Origin of the sequence: Aliagarivorans taiwanensis DSM 22990, assembly GCF_000429505.1 — a bacterium.
GTDB classification, from domain to species: domain Bacteria; phylum Pseudomonadota; class Gammaproteobacteria; order Enterobacterales; family Celerinatantimonadaceae; genus Aliagarivorans; species Aliagarivorans taiwanensis.
Window position 1 is genome coordinate 85,020 of the sequence record NZ_AUBZ01000006.1, and the last position, 15,722, is coordinate 100,741.

Annotated in this window: 16 protein-coding genes; 10 read left to right on the plus strand and 6 right to left on the minus strand. The window is 55.5% G+C overall.

Going from position 1 to position 15,722, the window contains the following annotated elements; all coding sequences use genetic code 11:
• Positions 1 to 3: 3 nt before the first annotated feature.
• From G462_RS0105985 to G462_RS0105995, 3 genes are all read right to left on the minus strand, one after another.
• Positions 4 to 1,614, minus strand: coding sequence for a GGDEF domain-containing protein (locus G462_RS0105985; protein WP_026958191.1), 1,611 nt, complete (start codon positions 1,612 to 1,614; stop codon positions 4 to 6).
• Positions 1,615 to 1,714: 100 nt separating this feature from the next.
• On the minus strand, positions 1,715 to 3,187 hold the full coding sequence (locus G462_RS0105990) for a dihydrolipoyl dehydrogenase (RefSeq protein ID WP_026958192.1): 1,473 nt from the start codon (positions 3,185 to 3,187) through the stop codon (positions 1,715 to 1,717).
• A gap of 59 nt (positions 3,188 to 3,246) precedes the next feature.
• Positions 3,247 to 3,975 (minus strand): glutathione peroxidase, encoded by a 729-nt coding sequence (locus G462_RS0105995; protein ID WP_026958193.1) that lies wholly within the window; start codon positions 3,973 to 3,975, stop codon positions 3,247 to 3,249.
• A 287-nt stretch (positions 3,976 to 4,262) separates the two neighbouring features.
• On the opposite strand from G462_RS0105995, the gene G462_RS21870 reads away from it, so the two are divergent.
• From G462_RS21870 to G462_RS0106035, 8 genes are all read left to right on the plus strand, one after another.
• Positions 4,263 to 5,210 (plus strand): chemotaxis protein, encoded by a 948-nt coding sequence (locus tag G462_RS21870; protein ID WP_051326562.1) that lies wholly within the window; start codon positions 4,263 to 4,265, stop codon positions 5,208 to 5,210.
• 46 nt (positions 5,211 to 5,256) lie between these two features.
• Positions 5,257 to 5,973: a substrate-binding periplasmic protein gene (locus tag G462_RS0106005; RefSeq protein ID WP_026958194.1), complete on the plus strand. Its 717-nt coding sequence runs from the start codon at positions 5,257 to 5,259 to the stop codon at positions 5,971 to 5,973.
• Positions 5,974 to 6,063: 90 nt separating this feature from the next.
• Positions 6,064 to 6,879, plus strand: coding sequence for a DUF2797 domain-containing protein (locus tag G462_RS0106010; protein WP_026958195.1), 816 nt, complete (start codon positions 6,064 to 6,066; stop codon positions 6,877 to 6,879).
• Between the two features lie 157 nt (positions 6,880 to 7,036).
• Entirely contained in the window at positions 7,037 to 7,312 is a 276-nt protein-coding gene (locus tag G462_RS0106015) for a hypothetical protein (RefSeq protein ID WP_026958196.1), read from the plus strand.
• A gap of 41 nt (positions 7,313 to 7,353) precedes the next feature.
• Complete coding sequence (locus tag G462_RS0106020) at positions 7,354 to 8,016, plus strand: ZrgA family zinc uptake protein (RefSeq protein ID WP_026958197.1); 663 nt, start codon at positions 7,354 to 7,356, stop codon at positions 8,014 to 8,016.
• 1 nt (position 8,017) lies between these two features.
• Entirely contained in the window at positions 8,018 to 8,728 is a 711-nt protein-coding gene (locus G462_RS0106025) for an ABC transporter ATP-binding protein (protein ID WP_026958198.1), read from the plus strand.
• Positions 8,715 to 9,941: an ABC transporter permease gene (locus G462_RS0106030; protein WP_026958199.1), complete on the plus strand. Its 1,227-nt coding sequence runs from the start codon at positions 8,715 to 8,717 to the stop codon at positions 9,939 to 9,941. The genes G462_RS0106025 and G462_RS0106030 overlap by 14 nt, the downstream gene beginning before the upstream one ends.
• Positions 9,942 to 9,950: 9 nt before the next feature.
• Complete coding sequence (locus G462_RS0106035; RefSeq protein ID WP_035476889.1) at positions 9,951 to 10,436, plus strand: DUF3299 domain-containing protein; 486 nt, start codon at positions 9,951 to 9,953, stop codon at positions 10,434 to 10,436.
• A 65-nt stretch (positions 10,437 to 10,501) separates the two neighbouring features.
• Here the strand turns inward: G462_RS0106035 and G462_RS0106040 are convergent, their stop codons facing one another.
• Positions 10,502 to 11,503, minus strand: a complete 1,002-nt coding sequence (locus tag G462_RS0106040; RefSeq protein WP_026958201.1) for a LacI family DNA-binding transcriptional regulator — start codon at positions 11,501 to 11,503, stop codon at positions 10,502 to 10,504.
• Positions 11,504 to 11,789: 286 nt separating this feature from the next.
• Here G462_RS0106040 and hemB point away from each other — a divergent pair, with 286 nt between their 5' ends.
• Positions 11,790 to 12,794, plus strand: a complete 1,005-nt coding sequence (hemB, locus tag G462_RS0106045) for a porphobilinogen synthase (RefSeq protein WP_026958202.1) — start codon at positions 11,790 to 11,792, stop codon at positions 12,792 to 12,794.
• Between the two features lie 3 nt (positions 12,795 to 12,797).
• Entirely contained in the window at positions 12,798 to 14,072 is a 1,275-nt protein-coding gene (locus G462_RS0106050) for a YfiM family lipoprotein (protein ID WP_026958203.1), read from the plus strand.
• A gap of 51 nt (positions 14,073 to 14,123) precedes the next feature.
• Here G462_RS0106050 and purK read toward each other — a convergent pair whose 3' ends face one another.
• Together purK and purE are read right to left on the minus strand one after the other, a co-directional pair.
• Positions 14,124 to 15,200: a 5-(carboxyamino)imidazole ribonucleotide synthase gene (purK, locus tag G462_RS0106055; protein ID WP_026958204.1), complete on the minus strand. Its 1,077-nt coding sequence runs from the start codon at positions 15,198 to 15,200 to the stop codon at positions 14,124 to 14,126.
• A 9-nt stretch (positions 15,201 to 15,209) separates the two neighbouring features.
• Positions 15,210 to 15,707, minus strand: a complete 498-nt coding sequence (gene purE / locus G462_RS0106060) for a 5-(carboxyamino)imidazole ribonucleotide mutase (RefSeq protein WP_026958205.1) — start codon at positions 15,705 to 15,707, stop codon at positions 15,210 to 15,212.
• Positions 15,708 to 15,722 lie beyond the last annotated feature (15 nt).

A 15,722-nucleotide genomic window follows, 5' to 3' on the forward strand; every position in this document is an offset into this window, starting at 1 on the left:
AGCTTAGCGCCTGATGGACAATACCTCGCAGGGGGTTTTGCGTTGACGCTGGTTTTCTCTTAATGCGTTGTCTGCTTGGTAGAACAGCAGGTTGCGATCATCCGATTTTTTCTTGTAGGCACAGCCCAGACTCAGGCCGGTTCTCTCGCTGCTGTTAAGCCGGGCGATCTTGTTTACCAGACCGAGTTGGTCGAGCATTTCACTCTTGCCCAACTGGTGGCTGACGATGGCAAATTTATCGCCACGGATGCGGAACACCTGGGCTTTGTTCTTGAACACCAGCTCCATGGTGTCGGCAACCAAGCAGATCAGCTGGTCGCCTTTCTGGTGCCCCTCAGTCTCGTTAAGCTGGCGTAGCGAGTTGATATCAGCCAGCGCTAGACAAAGCGTCTCCTTACCGTTTTGCTGGTTGAGAAACTCCTCAAAGGCAAAACGGTTGCTTAGGCCAGTTAAGGGGTCAAGGCGCGCTTGCTTACGTTCATTCTCTAGCTTTTGCTTCACGTCTTGGCTGAGCAACTGCCAACGCCGGTATTGCTGTCCCAAACCAAGTGTAAACACCATGACACCAAAAGAGGCGAAGCCAATGCCCTGCATCTCCGACAACTGCGGGCTCAATCCCAAGCCACTGGAGAAGGGGCTAAACAGACAGCTAATTGCCAGCAGCCAGAAAACAAAGCTGGCGGCGAACACCTTGGCATAGGGCTTACGCAGGTAGCAGGCGAGCGCAATGATCCAGGCGCCGATAGCGCCGGTAAGCAAGCGCATAAATTGGCTGATAGTGGCAAACCAAGCCGGATACTGGCTGTACAGCGCCATCGCCACAATACTGGCCAGCGGTAACAGCAGCAGGCTGTAGCCCACTAAGGGCATCTCTTTGCCGGGTTTGAGGTAGCTGTTGAACATGAGCGCGCTGAACAGCGGCAAGCTCAGGCTGAGCAGGGGGTAGAGCTGCATCGAGTAGAGCGACAACATACTGCGCTCTAACTCGAAGCGGGTGACGATCAACGCGGAGAACACCAAGATAAACAGCCCGGAATGGACAAAGCGCCATTGCCGCTCCAGCCCGGCCAGAACCAAGTGGTAGAGGGCAAATACTAAGATGCCGCCCAAGCCCAATGAGGTTAGCCCGAGTCGCCAGCCTTGGTACTTGGCGAACTCGCTCTCGGGTTGCATCGAGATATCCGGTTGACCGGTATAGAAGGGGGAGTAAACGCGCACGATCAACCAGTATCCGCCAAGGGTTGGGGTGTCGATGGTTGCTGCGTAAGAAAATGCGTGTGGGGAAGGCTTGCTGTAGCCACTGGCTCGATGGTAGAGCTGGTTGGCTTCGGAGAACAGGTAGATATCGGCTTTTTGCAGCATGCTGCCATCGATGTTGACCAGCCAGTGATCGGGCTCGTTGATCACGATTTGCTTAACCAGCCAATAGCTTTGATGTTCAGGGGTGACCTGCTCGACCTGGGTTAGCCCTTCTAGCCAATCCGGAATACTAAGGTAGCGGTTAGGTAGAACCTGGCTGTCCTTGGCGACATATACCCGCAGGTCAGACTCGATCAGGCTACCGGCCCATGCCATGCTGCAAGTTAAAATCCAGATCCCTAGCAGTCTTAGCATCCGCCCTCCTTTGCTATCGACTTAGTTCAGCATACCCCAAGCCCTGAAAAAAGATAAGCAAGGCCGAAGCCTTGCTTAGATGGAGGGTTAAGGTAGGGGTCTAGCTACCTACACCGCATTCCATACATGCGTCGATCATTTCAGGTCCTAGATGCAGTTTAGCATTTAGGTCGCGAAGTGCAGTGCGAACACCCTCTTCGATAACCGGATGGTAGAACGGCATATCAAGCATCTGCGCCACAGTCATCTGGTTTTGATGCGCCCAAGCCAGCAAATGTGCCAAGTGCTCGGCATTCGGGCCAATGATCTCTGCACCTAGGAAGCGACCGGTGCCCTGCTCACCATAAAGATGCGCCAGACCTTTGTTTACCAACATCACGCGGCTACGGCCCTGGTTTTCAAAGCTGACTTCGCCCACTTCAAAACAGCCGCATTTACCCAATCGCTGCTCGATTTCGCGGAAGCTCTCACCCACCATGGCGATCTGCGGGTCGCTGAATACTGCAGCGATCGAGGTGCGGCGCAGTCCGGCGCGGATATCATTGCTTGGACGACCGGCGTTATCACCAGCAATCTTGCCTTGGTCGGCGGCTTCATGCAGCAAAGGGATCTGGTTGCTGGCATCACCGGCGACAAATACGTGCGGTAGCGAGGTTTGCATGGTGTATTTGTCAGCGACTGGCACACCGCGCTGGTCTAGCTCAATCGACAGGTTTTCCAGGCCGATATTATCCACATTCGGGCGACGGCCAGTGGCAGCTAGCAGGTAGTCCACCTTGGCTTCTTGGTACTCGCCCTGCTTGTCTTGATAGCCGAGCAGCACTTTATCGCCATCGCGTTGGATCTTCTCAACCTTGGCGTCGCTGTCGAGGTAGAACTCTTCGCCATAGGTCTTGTTGGCGTAGGCCAGCAGCTCTGGGTCGCTGAGCGGCCCGACAACACCACCCACACCGAACATCAACACTTTTACGCCAAGGCGGTGAAGGGCTTGGCCCAACTCCAAGCCAATCACGCCTGGGCCAAATACGGCAACGGATTCCGGTAGGGTATCCCAATCAAACACGTCATCGTTTACCACCAGACGGTCACCCAGCTCTTGCCACGGTGCCGGATAGCTTGGACGTGAGCCAGTGGCAATTACCACTCGTTCGGCGGTAAGCGTCGATACTTGGCCATCTGCTGCGGTGATTTCCAGCGTGTGCTCATCAACGAAGCGGGCGCGGCCATCGATGCGATTATCGCTTGGAATGCTATCTACCGATTCCAGTACAAAGCCCACAAAGCGGTCGCGTTCACTTTTAACCCGTTGCATCACCGCGTGGCCATCGATTTCAGGCTTGCCGAGGTTTACCCCAAAGGCGGCCGATTTCTCGTACTGGTGAGCATTCTCTGCTGCAGCGATCAACAGCTTGCTTGGCATACAGCCAACCCGTGCACAGGTAGTGCCGTAAGGGCCGGTCTCGATCATTACTACAGAGTCACTGTGCTCTTTGGCTGCGCGGTAGGCCGCCAAACCAGCGGTGCCGCCACCAAGGATGGCTACTTTGACGTCGAATTGAGAGGGGGCAGTCATGTTGTTCTCCTGATTACAGCCACCCCGATTAGGACCGGGGCGGGCTGCTTATCTTTCATTTAGGCCAAGTGTTGCTCAAGGTCATCGCTACCGCCGATGTGGCGGCCATCGATGAACACTTGCGGTACGGTGCTGCGACCGCTCAGTGCTTTTAGGCTTACGCTGGTAGCGTCGCTGCCCAGTACGATTTCTTCAAAGCGCATGCCTTTGTCGTGCAGCAGTTGCTTGGCCTTGGCGCAGAATGGGCAGCCTGGCTTGGTAACAATGCTGATAGCCGATGGCTTGGCGGCCTCTGGGTTCAGGTAGTTCAGCATGGTATCGGCATCGGAGACTTCGAATGGGTCGCCCGGTACGTCGGGCTCGATGAACATCTTGTCGATAACACCATCTTTAACCAGCATCGAGTAGCGCCAGCTGCGCTTGCCGAAGCCCAAGTCGGCTTTGTCGACCAGCATGCCCATGCCATCGGTAAACTCGCCGCTACCATCAGGGATAACGGTAATGTGTTCGGCTTCTTGGTCGGCCAGCCATGCGTTCATCACGAAGGTGTCGTTCACACTCAGACAAACAATGTCATCTACGCCGTTTTGCTTGAGTACATCTGCCAGCTCGTTGTAACGTGGCAGGTGAGTCGATGAACAGGTTGGGGTGAATGCACCAGGTAGCGCAAATACCACAACAGTTTTGTTAGCAAATAGCTCGTCGCTGCTGATATCTACCCAGCTATCGCCTTCACGGGTATGGAATACAACCTGTGGTACGCGTTGTCCTTCTTTATTCTCTAGCATCTTGTGACTCCTAGTGGTGAGTAGCTTTCGTTTGATGGTGTTAGTATCCGATAAACCGAACGATAGGTAAAAAAGGTTGTTTTTATCGGTTTGATAGCTACTGCTAATTAAATGCTGCGTGCTGGATTCGGATACAAAGATACAAGCAAGGGATTAGTGGCGAGATCCATGAACAGTGATTTCAACAGAATATGTCGATCAGCCACTGCATAAATGTTGTTGCACCATGATAATATCCCTAGTGATTTCATGTGAATGGTCGCAATATCACAACCGGAGAGCGCTCTATGCATAGCACCACCAGTCAGTCGCAAGGCTTGCTGCATTTCAGGTTATCGCTTAACCAGTCTTTCGCTATCGGCACCCTGAAGGTGCGAGAGATTGTGCCATGCATGCCGCTCACACCACTGCCGCATTCGCACCCTAATGTGTTGGGCTCAACCTCGCTGCGTGGGCTTACTCTGTCGGTTATCGACCTACCTGCCGCCGTGGGCTACCGTCCGATTACCCCCGAAGAGCGCCAGAGTTGCTCGATTATCGTGGTGGATGTGTGCCGTCAAACTGTGGGCTTTATGGTGCGCGGTATCGATAAGATCACCGAGTGCCGTTGGGACGATATTGATTCGGTGCCCGCCTCGGTAGGACGCAATGCCTTTATCTCCGGGGTGACCCGCAGCGACGACAAGCTGATTCAGCTGTTGGATATTGAGATGCTGCTCGAATCGATCTTCCCCGATGAGTTCATTCAGGACGATATCAGTATCAGCCTGGCCGACCAAGCGATGCTTAGCCGCTGCGAGATCTTGCTGGTGGATGACTCGCCCACCGCTCGTCGCCAGCTAAAGCGCGCCCTCGATAGCATTGAGGTGAGCTTCCATATGGTGGACAACGGCCGCCATGCGCTGGAGGTCATGGAACAAGCGGCAGCCGATGATAAGCCCATCCAAATTCTGGTGAGCGATATTGAGATGCCCGGCCTGGATGGCTACGAGCTGACCTTTGAGGTGCGCTCAAATCCCAAGCTGGCCGATGCCTTTATTATCCTCCACACCTCGCTGTCGAGTGAGATCAGCGTCGATCGCGCCAAACAGGTGGGAGCCAACGACGCCCTCACCAAGTTCAATGCCCCTGATCTAATCGCCGCGATGTTGCAGGGTGCCGGTAAGTTTAAAGTGGGTGATGCCTCGCACGAGGATATGAGTGAAACTCAGGAAGAGATCGACAAACTGATCTAACAGCGTTTGCTAAGCTTTCAGATATAATCCTCTATATGGCTTAGCCGTGCATAAATTACTGTGCGTATTGGTGTTGTTACTTGGCTTTGCGAGTCTCCCCGCCAAGCCATTCAGCGTTGCCACCGAGCAGTGGCAGGACTACTCCAACAGCGACCTGACAGGGTATTACTTTTCCATCCTCAATCGCGTTTTTCCTGAGCGTGAGTATGAGGTCCGCTTTGTCCCTTATCTGCGCAGTATCGCGCTGGTACAGCATGATGCGGTGGATATGGCGATGGGGATCTCGCCGGATGCCATCCCGGAACAGTTCTGTTCCCCCTACCTGGTTGGCTTGGAGACCGCCGATCTTGCGATTAGCCAAGAGCTAGCCGAAACTTGGTCGGGCCTTGATGATTTGAAAGGCAAGCGGGTATATGGACGGCTTGGCTATGACTGGGCCGATACCCTGCCGGCAACCGCTGATTACCATGAGCTAGCCGACTTAGCAGTAATTCTGAAGCTACTGAATGCTCAGCGTATTGATGCGGTAATTGACTATCGAATGGATATGGAAATTGCGTTGCAACAGGGTAACCTGGGTCAAGGCTTTGTGTTTGTCGATAACGTGGTTGAGTTCCCTATCCACTTTTGTTTTTCACTAAGCGAGCTTGGTCAGCAACTGCGCAGGCAGTTTGAACGTGAAATGAAAGTTCTCATCGACAGTGGCGAGCTACGACAGATCATGATTGATACTCTTAGTTCTGATATCGAGTATCCCTATTAGCCCTTGCGGCGGTTATCGTTAACTTCACTTTTCTTCCTGCTGTGACGCCGTTACACTGCGCTTTTTTAGGGCAACGGAAGATATACATTGATGCTGGGACATCTCGATAAGATGCGAGTGGAGCTGGACTCGCCGGTAAATTACTTTATGCGCTTAGACGAGCAGGAAGTTCCCCTCAATGACTATCTGGGGAAGACCGTTCGCTTCGAGTTCAAGCAGGCGATCCACTGCAGCGCCTGTGGCAAGAAAACCAAGAAAAGCTACTCTCAGGGCCACTGCTTTGTGTGTATGAAGAAACTGGCCCGCTGCGATATGTGCATCTTGAAGCCAGAGACCTGTCATTTCGCGCAGGGTACATGCCGCGAGCCTGAGTGGGGAGAGCAGCATTGCATGATCCCCCACTATGTTTATCTATCCAACACCTCCGGGCTTAAGGTAGGGATTACCCGCGAAAACCAACTGCCTACTCGCTGGATTGATCAAGGGGCCACCCAGGCCTTGGCGATTGCTAAAGTGAGCAGCCGCCATGTGTCTGGTTTGCTGGAGATCGCCATTGCAGAGCACGTGGCAGATAAAACCAACTGGCGGGCCATGCTCAAAGGAGAACAGGTGGATATCGATCTATCCGCCGAAGCCGATCGCTTGCTGGAGACGGTTGCCCCGGCCATCGAGCAGATCACCCTGGAGCGCGGCGCAGAGGCGATTGAGCTGTTGGCGCAGCGCGAGAATGTGGCCATTGATTACCCGGTGCTAGAGTATCCGAGCAAGATCACCAGCTTTAACCTCGATAAAGCCCCCTTGGTAGAAGGCACCCTCATGGGTATTAAAGGGCAATATTTGCTGCTGGATACCGGCGTGATCAATATTCGCAAGTTCAGCAGCTATCAAGTAGAGTGGCAGTGCTAGAGCACGCTTCGTTTGCTCGATATGCCCATTGACTGAGCAAACAGCGCCGCGACAGGCGCTTAAAATCGATTTCGCCGGCAACTGTCACGTTTCGGTCATGCTGGTTATCTAGGATAGCCAGCGTTTTATTACCAACCAACTGAGTCTAACTACGCACATGTGTTCGGATAGTCACGCCTTAGTCGCCCATCTGCATCAGCAACACTCTGCCTTGCTGCGCATGTGGTGGGTGCACTGCGACTCCCATCCGCACAATGGTGACGAGTGCCACACCTGTCAGGCTTTCGGGCAACTGCAGCTTCAATTGTTGGGGCTTGCGGTGGTGCTGGCTGCTTGCGATGAACGGTGTGAGTTTGTCGCTCTGCAGCTGGCCCGCTATACCTATACCGCTGCCTATTTTCGATTATCACGGGCGCCACCCCCCTCCTTGTAAGTTATAACGTTTTACTCTTATTTAACTAACAAGGATTCACAATGAAACTTACGACTATTGCTGCCATCAGCGCAGCCCTTTTCAGCGCGGCTTCAGTTGCGGCGGGTCACGGCGCTCACCAACATGGTGTGGCGGAATTATTGCTAGCCAGCGAAGGTGATGAGCTGGAGCTGCAATTCCACAGCCCTGCTGACAACCTGGTGGGCTTTGAGCATGCACCGCAAAACGCTGAGCAGCGAGTGGCTATCGAACGCGCAATGACCTTGTTGGCAAATCCTGCCACCTTGGGCCTGCCTGCGGCGGCCGAGTGTGAATTAGAGAAAGTAGAAGCGGAATGGGGTGAGCTCACTATTGCCGCTGCCGAGCATGATCATCATGACGGCCACGACCATCATGATCACGACGACCACGATCATCATGACCATGACAAGCATGATGACCACGGCCATCATGACCATGATAAGCACGATGACCACGATCATCATGACCATGATAAGCATGATGACCACGACCACGAGCATGGCCATGCCGATGTTGCCTACCACTACCATCTTCACTGCCATCACCCGGAGAAGCTGAATGGCTTGGACCTACAACTGTTCGATCACTTCCCAAGCTTGCAACGCTTGAATGTGCAGGTGGCGACTGAGTCTGGTCAAACTCAGGTGGAGCTGACGCCTCAGCAAACTCGCTTGGCACTGTAGTATGAGCGAGCAGCTGTTAAGCCTGAGCCAGCTGACTTACAGCTGGCCCGGCGAGCAAACTCCGGTACTGGATATTGACCAGCTGGCGCTGGATGCCGGCTCGCAGGTGTTTGTCCACGGGCCATCTGGCTGTGGCAAATCGACACTGTTGAGTGTGGTTGCCGGCGTGGTTCAACCCGATTCCGGCAGCCTGCACTTTCTCGGCAAGGACTGCCTGAGTATGAGTAAGCATCAGCGCGACCAGCTGCGTGCCGATCATATGGGCTATGTGTTCCAGCAGTTTAACCTGCTGCCCTACCTGTCGGTGCTGGACAACGTGATGCTGACCTGCCAGTTCTCCAAGTTGCGCCGAGCCAAGGCGCAGCAGCGAGGTGGCTCGGTGAAGCAGGAGGCTTTGCGCCTGCTCGACCATCTGCAGATCCCCGACTCTGCGCTCGCCAAGCCAGTATCCAACCTCAGCATTGGCCAGCAGCAGCGGGTGGCCGTTGCCCGCGCTTTGATTGGCTCACCAGCGTTGTTGATTGCCGACGAGCCGACCTCGGCGCTGGACTCGGTTAACCGTGAGCGCTTCATGGATCTGCTGATGGCTGAGCTGCAACTGGGCGAGAGCAGCCTGCTGCTGGTCAGTCACGATGAAGCGCTGGCCGAGCGCTTCGATCAAACCTGGTCGCTGGCTCAGCTTAATCGTGGAGGTCACCATGAAGTTAGCTAATCTGGCGTGGCATAGCCTGTGGGCGCGCCGCTCCTCGGCGTTGTTGACGGTTATGACCATCGCCCTGAGTGTTGCGCTGCTGCTGGGGGTTGAGCAATTGCGTCTGCAAACCAAGCAGAGCTTTGCCTCTACCGTTTCCGGTACCGATTTGATCGTCGGCGCACGCAGTGGCCAAACCCAACTGTTGCTGTATTCAATCTTCCACATCGGTAATGCCACCAACAACATCAGCTGGTCGTCCTATCAGGACATTGCCGCCCAGCGCAACGTGAAGTGGACTATTCCGATCGCCTTGGGGGATTCGCACCGAGGCTATCGGGTGGTGGGTACCAACAGCGATTTCTTCGAGTACTACCGCTATGGTCGCCGTGAGCCGCTGAGCTTTGCCCAAGGCAATGGCTTCGAGACCACCTTTGAAGCAGTGCTTGGCGCAGAAGTGGCGCGCTCACTCGGTTACGAGCTGGGCCAAGAGATTGTGGTGGCCCACGGCGTGGCAGAGATCAGCTTTAACGTGCATGACCAACACCCCTTCGAGGTGGTGGGTATCCTTGCGCCAACCGGCACGCCGGTGGACCGCTCGGTCATGGTGGGGCTGGATGCCATTGAAGCGATCCATATGCCGGTCCAGCCTGACGGCTATACCGCAGAGCAGCTAGAGCCTAAGTCCATCACCGCCTTTTTGATGGGGATGAACTCGCGGGTGCAGGTGTTTACTCAGCAGCGTGCCATCAATAATTACCGGGCCGAGCCATTGCTGGCCATCTTACCCGGTGTGGCCCTGCAGGAGCTGTGGGGCGTACTAGGTATGGCCGAGCAAGCACTGCTGGCTGTGTCGGTATGTGTGGTATTGACCGGCCTGCTGAGTATGTTGGCCGCCTTGCTGGCAAGCCTTAAAGAGCGCCGCCGGGAAATGGCGATTCTGCGCTCGGTGGGGGCGCGTCCGTATCAGATCTTCCTGTTACTGGTGTTGGAGTCGCTATTGCTCAGTGTGGCAGGTGTGATCCTTGGGGCACTGCTAAAGTATGCTTTATTAGCAGCATTGCAGCCGTTTATGCTCAATCAGATGGGACTTTATCTGACTTTGGGTGGTCTGAGTAACAGTCAGTGGCAAATGCTGCTAGCAGTAGTGATGGTTGGGACGTTTAGCGGTATGATTCCGGCCTGGCGTGCCTATCGTTACTCGTTGAACGACGGCATGAGCATTCGAGTATAGGGGATCGAGATGAGAGTAATTGCCTTGGTGCTGGCGCTATTCAGCACATTAGTCTGGGCCGAAGATGAGTCCGGCGTAGAGGTCTGGGAAAGCCTGCTCCCTGAGAGTGAGCGTGGGATCTGGTATGAAGAACCAGAGATCGATCATGATGACCCCATGGCGCAGGCCCAGCAGAACCTGAATGTCAGCCTCAACGAAGAGCTGAACAACACACCGATCCGTATTCCGGGCTTTGTGGTACCGCTGGAAGGTGATCAGGATATGGTGACCGAGTTTTTGCTGGTGCCTTATTTTGGCGCATGTATCCACTACCCGCCGCCGCCGCCCAACCAGATCGTTTATGTCACCACCGAAAAAGGTTTCCGTCTGGAAGACTGGTGGGAACCGGTTTGGGTTGAAGGTACCATTCGCACCGAGATCCGGGACGTGCAGGACATGGCCACGGTGGGCTATGCGATAAGCGAGCCGAGCGCGATTACTCTTTACGATAACTAAGTGATGCGCATTGAATCAAAAGGGACGCCGCGGCGTCCCTTTTACTATCTGCAGATGAGTGAAAGCTAGTCGCGCAAGGCCAATACCGAATCACGCTTGACCAAGGTGGGCACATACTTGTGGCAATCGCTCACTGTTTTGCCGCTGGACAGGCTCAAGGCCATCTCGGCCGCTTCCATCGCCATCATCTCAATGGGATAGCGCATGGTGGTCAATTTAGGGCGCAAGTAGCGCGATAGCAACACGTCATCGAAGCCGATTACCGATACATCTTCCGGTACTCGGTAGCCATTGTCGGTAAGCACCGAGATCACCCCTGAGGCCATGGCATCGTTGTACACCACGATAGCGGTGGCGCCGAGATTCTTCGATAGCAGATTCTGCGTGGCGACTTCGCCGCCGGTTTGGTTCGGGTCGCCGTGCTCGATGGCGATATCGGCCAGCGGCTGGCCAGCTTCTGCCAAGGCCTGCTGTAGCCCTTCCAAACGCAACTGGGGATCTTCAATGTGATAGCGGCTAGATACGCAGGCAATCTTCTGGTGGCCTAAGGACATCAAGTAGCGCCCAGCAGCTTCGCCGCCGGCGCGGTTGTCCAACCACACACAGCGATGGGCAATCTGCGGGATATGGCGGTTAATCAGCACCATAGCGGGATTGGCTTCGGCGTAGGCGATCAGCTCATCGTCGCTTAGGGCTTTAGAGTGCACTACCAGCGCTTCGCAGCGCTGCTCCAATAGCGTTTCAATCGCCTGTCGTTCGGTGTCGGCGCTGACTAAGCCATTGGAGATCAACAGCTGGCGATGATGTTCGCGGGCGATTTTCTCCACACCGCCAGCGAGGGTGGCAAAGAAGGGGTCGGTCAGCTCACTGAACACCAAGCCCAGGGTTGGGCTGCTTTGGGTTACCAAGGCGCGGGCATTGGCATTGGGGCGGTAGCCAAGATCTACCATCACCTGTTTCACCTTGGCGCGGTTTTTATCGCTAACTTTCGGACCGTTATTGATCACGCGGGAAACGGTTGCGACGGACACACCTGCGGCGGCGGCTACATCCTTAATGGTTGCCATTCTGCTCTCTTCTTAAGTTAAACGGTTTCACCCGAGAATCTATATGTTGGCTGAGATTGGGGAAACAATTCTACATCAAACTGGAAACGTTTACCTAGATCGCTATCTTGACACAGCGCGGTGGGGAAACTTTGAGCGGCCTAGAATTCTGGCAGATTTTTTACATCAATAGCTATTTTAGTGATCTCGGTTTACATTAGAGCCAACTGCAGGCTGGCTTTCACCGCGTGGTTAATGCCGCTTGTTATCGCTTTTCCAGGATCCTGTTCTCAAGAAGGAGTCATTAGTGAGTGCCCCTCGTCTGTTCCCCGCTACCCGTATGCGCCGTATGCGCCGTCATGATTTTTCCCGCCGTTTGGCCCAAGAGCAGCGCCTAACGGTAGACGACCTGATTTACCCCATGTTTGTTTTAGAAGGCGAGAACCAGCGCGAGGCCGTGGCCTCTATGCCGGGCGTAGAGCGTGTCAGCATCGATCTTTTGCTACAAGAAGCAGAACAGCTGGTGGCATTAGGCATTCCGATGATTGCCTTGTTTCCGGTGACCCCTGAGTCGGATAAATCACTACTGGCCGAGGCCGCCTACGCCGAAGACGGCTTAGCACAACGCGCGGTGCGGGCGCTCAAAGCAGCCCTCCCAGAGCTTGGGGTGATGACCGATGTGGCGCTCGACCCTTTCACCACCCATGGCCAAGACGGCATCATCGACGATGACGGCTATGTGCTTAATGACCTGACCACCGAAGTGCTGGTGAAGCAGGCCTTATCCCATGCGGCGGCTGGCGCTGATGTGGTGGCGCCTTCAGATATGATGGATGGCCGTATCGGGGCTATTCGTGAAGCGCTGGAAGAGGCTGGCCACGTAAACACCTTGATCATGGCGTACTCGGCCAAGTATGCCTCCAGCTTCTACGGCCCGTTCCGCGATGCGGTGGGCAGCGCTGGAAACCTAAAGGGCGGTAATAAGTTTACCTACCAGATGGACCCGGCCAATGGCGACGAGGCCCTGCACGAGGTGGCGCTGGATATCGAAGAGGGCGCTGATATGGTGATGGTCAAGCCGGGCATGCCCTACCTCGATATTGTTCGCCGGGTAAAAGATACCTTCCAGGTCCCCACCTTTGCCTATCAGGTCAGCGGCGAGTACGCGATGCTGCAAGCCGCGGCACAACAAGGCTGGCTGGCGCGCGAAGCGGTGGTGATGGAATCTTTGCTAGCCTTCAAGCGCGCCGGTGCCGACGGTATTCTCAGCTACTTCGCCAAAGATGTGGCGCAATGGTTAAAGGATGGCTAAACCGTGCTAAGACTGCTGCGCGGCTTGATGGTCGCGCTTTTGTTACTGGGCCTTGGCGTGGCGCTGCTGTTGTGGTCGTTGACCGATAGCCATTCGAAGGTCGAGGTGGCGCCACCCCAAACCCAAACGGTGGTGGCGGCCAAGCAACTGGTCCAGCAGTTTGCCCAGCAGCTCTATCTAAGCGATCAGGACTTTCAGCTACAGCTCTCTGATCAGCAGGTGACGCAGTTATCTGAGCTGGCCTCCTACGCGCTTGCCCCGCTGAATATGCACGCCCAGCTGAGTGGGCAACAGCTGCTGGTGGATGCCAGCATCGCGTTACCGGTTCCGGCACTGTCGCGCTACCTCAATGTCCAGATAGCGGTGAACCCCTCGGCTGGTGGCGTTGCTCTCGGCCAGTTGCGTGTGGGCTGGCTGCGCCTGCCCGGGCCATGGTTGAAGCGACAGGCACTTGCGCTTCTCGATACGCTCAGTGACCAGCAGGCGTTCAGCCGTTTGGAGCAGTCGGTCACTTCGCTCTCGATTGATCCTCAGCAGCTCGATCTGGCGCTAAGCCGTGATGTGGTGGTGGCGCTGAAACTGGCGCAAGAGGCGGTGAACTTCGACCCGCCGGATCCGCTGGTGCAACAACGGGTGCTGCACTACTACCGCCACGCGTTGCTGCTGGATGCTCAGGCGCAGGGCGACTCACTGGGCCACTATCTGCAGGGCTTGAGTCACGAGGTGTGGCAGCAAAGTGTCGATGCCTCATTCAGCCAAGAGTTGGAGGCGATGCTTTGGGCGTTCAGCCTGCACTTTACTCAAGGGCCGTTTCGCGGCGCATTAGGCCGTCAGTTAGGGGTGTTTGAGGCCCTCCAGCCCTATCGCTATGGGGCGACCTTAGCCGGGCGCAATGATTTGGCGCTGCACTATGTCTACTCGGCGACTATTGCGCTGGCTGCCGAGCATGGCGTGAGCCTCGCAATCGGTGAATTCAAAGAGTTGTTCGATGCGCGCGAAGGTGGCTCGGGCTTTAGCTTTGCCGACTTGGCCGCCGATCGTGCCGGAGTAAGCTTGGCGCATACCCTTGATAGCGAGTTTGCGGCGCGGGTGTTTGTGGAAACGCTGATGCAATCGGGCGCTGAGGAGCGTTTCTTCCCCAGCATAGTCGGGCTGGAAGAGGGGATCCCCGAGGCGGAGTTTGCCCGGCGCTTTGGCGATGTGCAGTCTGCGGCCTACCAGCGCCTGTTTGCCGAGATAGAGCAGCGCATCCTCGATTTACCTGCCTATATAAAATAAAACCGCGGACAGGCCGCGGTTTCGTTGTATCGATGGTGGTGTTATCGGAACCTAGTCCAGATGGCTAACCACCCAGTCGATGGCCATACCGTAAACCTCGTCCATCAGTGGCTTGAGCTGCTCAAGGCTTGCCAGCAATTGGGCGCGTTCGCTGATACACAGGTTGATGTGGCCAACTTTGCGGCCCGGACGAACCTCTTTGCCATACCAGAACACTTCCACACCCGGTACGCCTAACCATTCGCGGTTGTAGTCCACGCCAATCAAGTTGAGCATAATGCCTTGGGCTTTTACTAAAGGCTCAACCATTGGCAGGTCAGCGACTGCCCGTACGTGTGCTTCAAACTGGCTAAGGCTTGAACCGGCTTGGGTCCAGTGGCCGCTGTTATGTACTCGCGGAGCAATCTCGTTGATCAGCAGCTTATCGCCAACCTGGAAGCACTCCATGGTCATTACGCCCACGTAGTCTTGGCTTTCCATCAGTTTGCTGAGCATGGCTTCAGCTTGCTGTTGCAGCGGGGCTTTGCTGGCAACCGGCGATACCGTAGCCAGCAAGATACCTTGATGGTGCAGGTTGGTCGCCAGTGGGTAGAAGGCTATGCGGCCATCGCGGTGGCGCATACCAATCAATGACACTTCTTCGTCGAAGCCGATAGCTTGTTCTGCGATACAGTTACCGCCCCAGCCTTGTGGCACGCTCAGCTGTGCCAAACCGCCATCTTGCTTCAGCCAGTGTTGGCCTTTGCCATCGTAGCCGCCCGAGCGTTGCTTAAGCAGTACCCGCTCACCCAGCTCGTTAAACAACTGTTCAGCGCTTACCGCGTCGGTCACATCCACCCATGGGGCGGTGGCCAGTTCCAGCTCATCCAGCAGGCGTTTTTGCGAGGCGCGATCGGCCAAGGTGGCCAGCAGCTGCTTGTTCAAAAAGCGCGGATGTTCGCTTAGCTGCTTGGTAGCAGGGGTGTCCGGCCAGTGCTCGCGCTCAACGGTGATCCAATCATCGTCGGCGATCGGGAAGGTATCCAGCTCGTCGGTTTCTACCGGGCGCAGCTCGATATCCAGTGGTTGTGCGGCATGTTTTAGCATTGCGCCGAGTTGTCCGGCGCCAAGAACCCAAATCTTGCTCATGATGGTCGCTTACTCCGCGTCGCGAGGATCGGCCATGGCCAATACGCTTTCGGTTTGCTCGGTGCGGAAGGCTTCCAGACGCTCAGCCAAGGCGGCGTCGTTATTGGCCAGAATTTGGCTGGCCAACAGGCCGGCGTTGAATGCACCGGCGGTGCCAATCGCCAGGGTGCCTACGGCGATGCCTTTTGGTATTTGCACGATGGACAGCAGGCTATCCATACCGTTTAACGCTTTGCTTTGTACTGGCACACCCAGTACCGGCAGACGAGTATTGGCTGCCACCATACCAGGCAGGTGGGCTGCGCCGCCTGCGCCAGCAACAATCACCTGAATACCACGGTCGGCGGCTTCTTTGGCAAAGCTGGTCAGTTTATCGGGAGTGCGATGGGCCGAGACTACTTCAACTTCATAGTTGACACCGAGCTTATCCATGATTTCGGCAGCGCCTTGCATGGTTGGCCAGTCACTCTTGGAGCCCATAATTACGGCTACTTGGGTTTTCGACATCGATTGTTCCTCGTT